The 6,866-nt window shown below is 56.1% G+C and carries 4 protein-coding genes; 1 reads left to right on the forward strand and 3 read right to left on the reverse strand.

Annotation, left to right across the window (positions count from 1 at the left end; genetic code table 11):
* Positions 1 to 147: 147 nt before the first annotated feature.
* Positions 148 to 2,880, forward strand: coding sequence for an aconitate hydratase AcnA (gene acnA / locus KUC_RS14425; RefSeq protein ID WP_007113953.1), 2,733 nt, complete (start codon positions 148 to 150; stop codon positions 2,878 to 2,880).
* A 64-nt stretch (positions 2,881 to 2,944) separates the two neighbouring features.
* On the opposite strand, the gene KUC_RS14430 is transcribed toward acnA, so the two are convergent.
* From KUC_RS14430 to KUC_RS14440, 3 genes are all read right to left on the reverse strand, one after another.
* Positions 2,945 to 4,624 carry an NAD-dependent malic enzyme gene (locus KUC_RS14430; RefSeq protein WP_040480952.1) on the reverse strand — a complete coding sequence of 560 codons (1,680 nt, stop codon included), beginning with the start codon at positions 4,622 to 4,624 and terminating at the stop codon, positions 2,945 to 2,947.
* Positions 4,625 to 4,852: 228 nt separating this feature from the next.
* Complete coding sequence (locus KUC_RS14435) at positions 4,853 to 6,064, reverse strand: YeeE/YedE family protein (protein WP_040480954.1); 1,212 nt, start codon at positions 6,062 to 6,064, stop codon at positions 4,853 to 4,855.
* Positions 6,065 to 6,251: 187 nt separating this feature from the next.
* Positions 6,252 to 6,866: hypothetical protein (locus tag KUC_RS14440; RefSeq protein WP_338036215.1), on the reverse strand; the 615-nt coding region annotated here is incomplete at its 5' end.

Raw genomic sequence — 6,866 nt, forward strand, 5'->3', positions numbered from 1 at the left:
TACGCTATTAGGCGAAGAAACCTTGAAAGCCCCTGTGCAAAGACCCATGTGTTATTACTAAATCAACGCCATACTGGGGGAAATCCATAAAAGAAAGATCGTGACCGTCACGCTGAGCGCAGCGCTCAGCAATCAGAGGAGAGACACATGAGCAAGATACCCGATACGCTAAGCACCCTAGAGGTTGGCAGTAAAACGTATCACTACTACAGCCTGCCCCAAGCGGCCGAGGCACTGGGCAGCATTGACCGGCTTCCCAAGACGCTCAAAATTCTACTCGAAAACCAGCTACGCTTCGCCGATGACGAAAGCGTAGATCAAGAAGATATGCAGGCCCTGGTCGACTGGCAGGCCGAGGGCAAATCCAGCCGTGAAATCGGCTATCGCCCGGCACGCGTATTAATGCAGGACTTTACCGGCGTGCCTGGCGTGGTGGATTTAGCCTCCATGCGCGCCGCGGTCGAAAGCCTGGGCGAAGACCCGGCGAAGATCAACCCGCTCTCACCTGTCGATCTCGTCATCGACCACTCGGTAATGGTCGATAAGTTCGGCAACCCTGCCGCGTTCCAAGAAAACGTCGATATTGAAATGCAGCGCAACCGCGAGCGCTATGAGTTTCTGCGCTGGGGCCAGCAGGCGTTTGATAACTTCAGCGTTGTGCCCCCCGGCACCGGTATCTGCCACCAGGTCAACCTGGAGTACCTGGGCAGAACAGTGTGGGTCAAAGACGAAGACGGCAAGACCTTCGCTTACCCCGATACCCTCGTCGGCACCGACTCCCACACCACCATGATCAATGGCTTGGGCGTGCTTGGCTGGGGCGTGGGCGGTATTGAAGCCGAAGCGGCCATGCTCGGTCAGCCGGTTTCAATGCTCATTCCCGAAGTGATTGGCTTTAAGCTAACCGGCAAGCTACGCGAAGGTATTACCGCCACTGACTTGGTACTCACCGTTACCGAGATGCTGCGTAAAAAAGGTGTCGTCGGTAAGTTTGTTGAGTTCTACGGCGACGGCTTGAAAGACTTGCCGCTGGCGGATCGTGCCACTATCGCCAATATGGCGCCCGAGTATGGTGCTACCTGTGGCTTCTTCCCGGTCGATGACGAAACGCTGAACTACATGCGCCTCACCGGACGTGAAGATGAGCAAGTGGCGCTGGTGGAAGCCTATAGCAAAGCCCAAGGGCTGTGGCGTGAACCCAGCGACGAGCCAATCTTCACCGACGCTCTGGAACTGGACATGACCGAGGTGGAGGCCAGCCTTGCCGGCCCCAAGCGCCCCCAAGACCGCGTGGCGCTGAAAGACATGGCAGCAGCCTTTGACAAGTTCCTGCAGGAAGACGTCAAAGCGGATACAACCGCTAAAGGAAAACTCTCCTCTGAAGGCGGCCAAACCGCTGTAGGGGTCGAACGTAGCTTCGAACATGACACCAGCCAAGCCGTCAAGCTTGATGAGCATGATTTCAGCCTTGACCCCGGTGCGGTGGTGATCGCGGCAATTACCTCGTGTACCAACACCTCCAACCCCAGCGTAATGATGGCAGCAGGCTTGCTTGCCCGTAAGGCGCGTGAAAAAGGCCTAACGACTCAGCCCTGGGTGAAGACGTCACTGGCGCCCGGTTCCAAAGTAGTCACCGATTATTTGGAAGCCGCTGGGTTAAATGACGACTTGGATGCACTGGGTTTCAACTTAGTCGGCTACGGCTGCACCACCTGTATCGGTAACTCCGGCCCGCTGCCTGATGAGATCGAAAAAGCGATCAATAACGGCGATCTCGCCGTGGCCTCGGTGCTCTCTGGTAACCGTAACTTTGAAGGCCGCGTGCACCCGCTGGTGAAAACCAACTGGCTCGCATCACCACCCCTGGTGGTGGCATATGCCTTGGCCGGTAACGTTCAGCGTGATCTCACCCAGGAGCCAATTGGCAAAGGCAGTGACGGCGAACCGGTTTACCTAAAAGATATCTGGCCCAGCCAGGCCGAGATTGCCAGTGCCGTCGAGAAAGTTAACACCGCGATGTTCCGTAAAGAGTACGGCGCAGTGTTTGAGGGTGACGACGTCTGGAAAGCCATCGACGTGTCAGAAAGCAAAGTCTATCAATGGCCCGAATCCACCTACATTCAGCACCCGCCCTTCTTTGAAGGCATGGGTCGCGAGCCGGACGCCATCGAAGACGTGCACAGCGCCCGTGTACTCGCCATGCTGGGTGACTCGGTGACCACCGACCATATCTCCCCTGCCGGTGCCATCAAGCCTGACAGCCCCGCTGGGCGCTATCTGCAGGAGCACGGTGTCAAACCAGTCGACTTCAATTCCTACGGCTCACGCCGGGGTAACCATGAAGTCATGATGCGCGGCACCTTCGCTAACGTGCGGATCAAAAATGAGATGCTCGATGGCGTAGTCGGCGGTGAGACACGCCACGTACCCAGCGGCGAGCAGATGGCCATTTACGATGCGGCCATGAAGTACAAAGAAGAAGGCAAACCGCTGGTCGTGATCGCCGGTAAAGAGTACGGCACCGGCTCCTCACGTGATTGGGCGGCCAAAGGTACCCGCTTGCTCGGCGTTCGTGCCGTGATTGCCGAGTCCTTTGAGCGTATTCACCGCTCTAACCTGATAGGCATGGGCGTTGTGCCACTGCAATTTGCCGAAGGTGAGAGCCGCCAGACGTTGGGATTAACCGGTGATGAGGAGATTTCTATCGCGGGATTAAGCGACCTGACACCGGGTGGAACGGTGAAAGTCGTGATCAAAAATAGCGACGGGGAACGTAGCGTTGATGCCAAGTGCCGAATTGATACGGTAAACGAGCTGGCTTACTACCGCCACGGTGGTATCCTTCACTACGTGCTGCGCAAGATGATCGGCGCAGCCTAAAGGGTAAAACCTACCAATGCTTGCATGCCCCCACCTCGGTGGGGGCTTTTTTTTAGCTGTGCGCTTAAAAAGCGCGGCGTCGGTAGGTACGGTAATCCGGTGACCAAGACGCTTTTTCGATTAACTCCCGCAGCGTTGTGCCACTGGTTTTTAACGCCACGCCGTTCTGCTGCGCCTGGGCGGCCACTTCAAATGCAATCGATTTGCTGATATCGCGAATACGCGACAGCGGTGGCAGCAGTGCACCTTTACCTTCTTTCACCAGCGGTGCTTCACGGGCCAGCGCCCGCGAGGCGCTCATTAGCATCTCATCGGTAACCCGGTTGGCGCTGGCAGCAATCACACCCAAACCGATACCTGGGAAGATATAGGCATTGTTGCACTGGGCAATCGGATAAGTGCGGCCATTGTAAACGACCGGCGCAAAGGGGCTACCGGTGGCTACCAAGGCTTGGCCGTCCGTCCAGCGGATGACATCTTCCGGCACCGCCTCCGCTTGGGAAGTAGGGTTAGACAACGGCATGATCACTGGGTGTTCACAGCCCGCATGCATCGTGCGCACCACCTGCTCGGTAAAGATACCGCGCTGGCCGCAGACGCCGATTAATACCGTGGGTTTGATCTGTGCGATCGTCTCTTCCAGGCCTTGGCCACTCCACTCCGCCACTAGCGAAGGGTCGTGGGCTAACCGGCGCTGGAAGTCGCGCTGCCACGCTTGATCGCTGGTCATCAAACCATCCCGATCAACAATATAAATACGCGACCGCGCTTCACTTTCGGTCAAACCTTCGGCTTCCATGGCAACGACCACCTGCTCGGCGATGCCACAGCCCGCAGAACCACCGCCCACAAACACCACCCGCTGCTGGGCAATGGTCTCGTCCCGAGCCTGACAGGCCGCCATTAGCGTACCCACTACCACAGAAGCAGTACCCTGAACGTCGTCGTTGAAGCAGCACAGCTCGTTGCGATAGCGCTCTAGCAGCGGCACCGCATTGGCCTGGGCAAAATCCTCAAACTGCAGCAGCACCTTCGGCCAACGCCGTTTAACCGCGGCAATAAACTCGGCCATAAAAGCATCGTACTCTTCTTGCTCTACCCGCTCGTGGCGCCAGCCCATGTACATGGGGTCATCCAGCAACGCTTTGTTATTGGTGCCGACATCAATCATGATCGGCAGCGTGTAGGCGGGGCTAATGCCACCACAGGCGGTATACAGCGCCAGTTTACCAATCGGGATCCCCATGCCCCCGATCCCCTGGTCGCCTAGGCCTAGAATGCGCTCGCCATCCGTCACAACAATCACTTTGACGTTATCTTTCGTGGCGCTGCGCAGGATGTCATCCATATGTTCGCGGTCAGGATAGCTAATAAACAGACCGCGGTGGTTGCGGTAAATATTGGAAAATTCCTGACACGCCTGACCGACCGTGGGGGTGTAGATAATCGGCAGCATCTCTTCAAGATGTTGGGAAACCAAGCGGAAGTAGAGCGTTTCGTTATCATCTTGAATGGCGCGCAGGTGGATATGCTTTTCAAGATCGCTGTGGCATTGCTGGTACTGTCGATAGACCCGCTCCAACTGATCCTCAATGGTTTCCACCTTTTGCGGCAGCAAACCCATAAGATTAAACGCTAGGCGCTCCTGCTGAGTAAACGCGCTGCCTTTGTTCAATAGCGGCATTTCGAGCAAAGAAGGACCGGCGTAAGGAAGGTATAGGGGGCGTCTACTCTGGGTAGTCATAAGCACTCTCTTTTTTATGTCAATCACTGCTGCAATGCAGCAACATCGGGCGTTCGCGGCGTTTAAGCGTAATGTAACATGCTCCTGCGACAAAGGTGGAAGAGAGCGACCATGTTGATATAAAAACGCCTCGATTTAGGGCGACTAAACCGAGGCGTAACGACGCTTTTAACTATTCCCGTACCGATGCCATTAGCTATGCCATCAACTTATGTTATCCACATCGCTTTAGCACGTTTTAGCGGTGGGTTTGCGCCCCTCTGCGCCAGAGAAGAAGAACGGCCGCAGCTTAACGCCGACCATATTGCCCGCAAATGCCGCTACCAGCCATACCCAACCGTGCAGGCTGCCAGAGGCAATGCCGCTAAAGTAAGCACCAATGTTGCAACCGTACGCCAAGCGCGCCCCATAGCCGAGCATTAGGCCACCGATGATCGCGGCTAGAATAGATTTCAACGGAATTCTGAAGTTAGGTGCAAAGCGCCCAGCCAAGCTCGCAGCGGCCAGCGCGCCAAGCATAATACCCACGTTCATCACCGTAGTGATATCGCTCCATACGCTGGCCTCAAGGGCCGCGGCGTTGCCTGGAGACTGCCAATAGCCCCACTGGCTGACATCGCCACCCACCAGTTCAAAGCTTTTAGCACCCCACAGCGCAAACGCAGAGGTAATTCCCCATGGGCGACCTGCCAGTGCCAAGGTGGCAAAATTCAACAGCGCCAACGCCACCGCGCCAGCCACTAACGGCCAAGGCCCCGTCAGCCAACGCTCATACCCATGCTTATCGACCAAAGGCGCCTGCTCTAACTGACCATGGCGGCGCTTCTCCATCACCCAAGTAAATGCCGCAATAGCAGCAAACAGCACGAGACTAATCGCTATCCCACCACTAATCCCGGCAACGTTAACCAGCGATACCGGTTGAAAGGCCGGCAAGCTCTGCCACCAAGCAAAATGCGCCGAGCCAATCACAGAGCCGACAATAAAGAACACCAGGGTAATCAACATACGTGCGTTACCACCGCCCGCGGTAAAAAGCGTGCCAGAGGCACAGCCGCCGCCCAATTGCATACCCACCCCGAACAGGAACGCCCCTACCAACACGGAAATACCAATGGGCGCCACAAAGCCCGACACCTCGTTACCAAACAGAGTGCCTGCCCCCAAGGCAGGGAAAAACAGCACCACGGCAATCGCCAGCATCACCATCTGCGCGCGCAGTCCACGCCCCCGCCTTTCATTAATAAACACGCGCCACGCCGAGGTAAAACCAAACGCGGCGTGATACAGCACCATGCCAAACAGCCCGCCGATAATCATCAGCAGGCCAATATTGGCGTCAAACACCACGCCCACCAGCAATGCGCCCAGCACAATCGCCGCCGTGGCGATAAGCGGCACGCGATAGCTCTGCGGCGCAGCAACCGTCGTAGTAGACATACATTCACCTTTAGCAGCACCAAAAGCGCCTGTTAGCAAACAGGCGCTTTTGGAAGACATGGACAATAGTTATAAGCCTAACGATAGCGTTAGAACACTGGAAGTTCTTTATTGAGCAGTGCTTATAGCTTTATGGAATAAAGATTCTAAAATCCATCTGAACGTTCCAGTCGCAGAACTCTGTACCTCAGTTTGAAAGTAGTGCTTCCTCTACATAAACCTCGGCGAAGATAGCGGTGATCGGTCGGTTTGGCTGTTGCGCATGGCGCTGTCTGACCTCTTTTGAGAGGCGCGTGAGCTCTGGGCTAGGCTTGGCCCACCGTTCTTCGGGCAAGGGTTGCGACCAATCATCAAGACTCGCTGGTAGCGTCTTCTGACCAGCTTTTTGGATGACGCTTATCTCCCATTCCGCAAGGTAAAAAGGTATCGTCCACAGGTCGATAATGTGCCACAAGTACCACATCGTGACCGTGAATAGGCCTATTTCGCCCTCGCGGTAGCGGCGGTGCAACCGGCGCCGGGCATTGTGGAAGGTGTGCACGCCTTCGTAGGGCGGATCACCGGGGCGATGCAGTCCGTGCGGGTCTTGGAGTTCTTCGCGAGTATTAACCTCGTACTCCATATAAGCTCGCACCGCTTCCCAAAGCCCCAATGCCAAGGGCATGCCCGGCTGTGATAATTCAATAAAGTGCTGCTGCCCTGTTTCAGGCTCGACAAAGCCTATCCCCAAGCCATACTGGCGCTGCACACCGTATTGTGTTACCCCCTGCGCCTGGGTCACCCAGGCCGCCACGCTTTCCCA

This window comes from Vreelandella boliviensis LC1, assembly GCF_000236035.1.
GTDB classification, from domain to species: Bacteria; Pseudomonadota; Gammaproteobacteria; order Pseudomonadales; family Halomonadaceae; genus Vreelandella; species Vreelandella boliviensis.

Coding starts and splice junctions, on each gene's coding strand:
- acnA (WP_007113953.1), top strand. CDS start 148: ATGAGCAAGATACCCGATACGCTAAGCACCCTAGAGGTTGGCAGTAAA.
- KUC_RS14430 (WP_040480952.1), bottom strand. CDS start 4,624: ATGACTACCCAGAGTAGACGCCCCCTATACCTTCCTTACGCCGGTCCT.
- KUC_RS14435 (WP_040480954.1), bottom strand. CDS start 6,064: ATGTCTACTACGACGGTTGCTGCGCCGCAGAGCTATCGCGTGCCGCTT.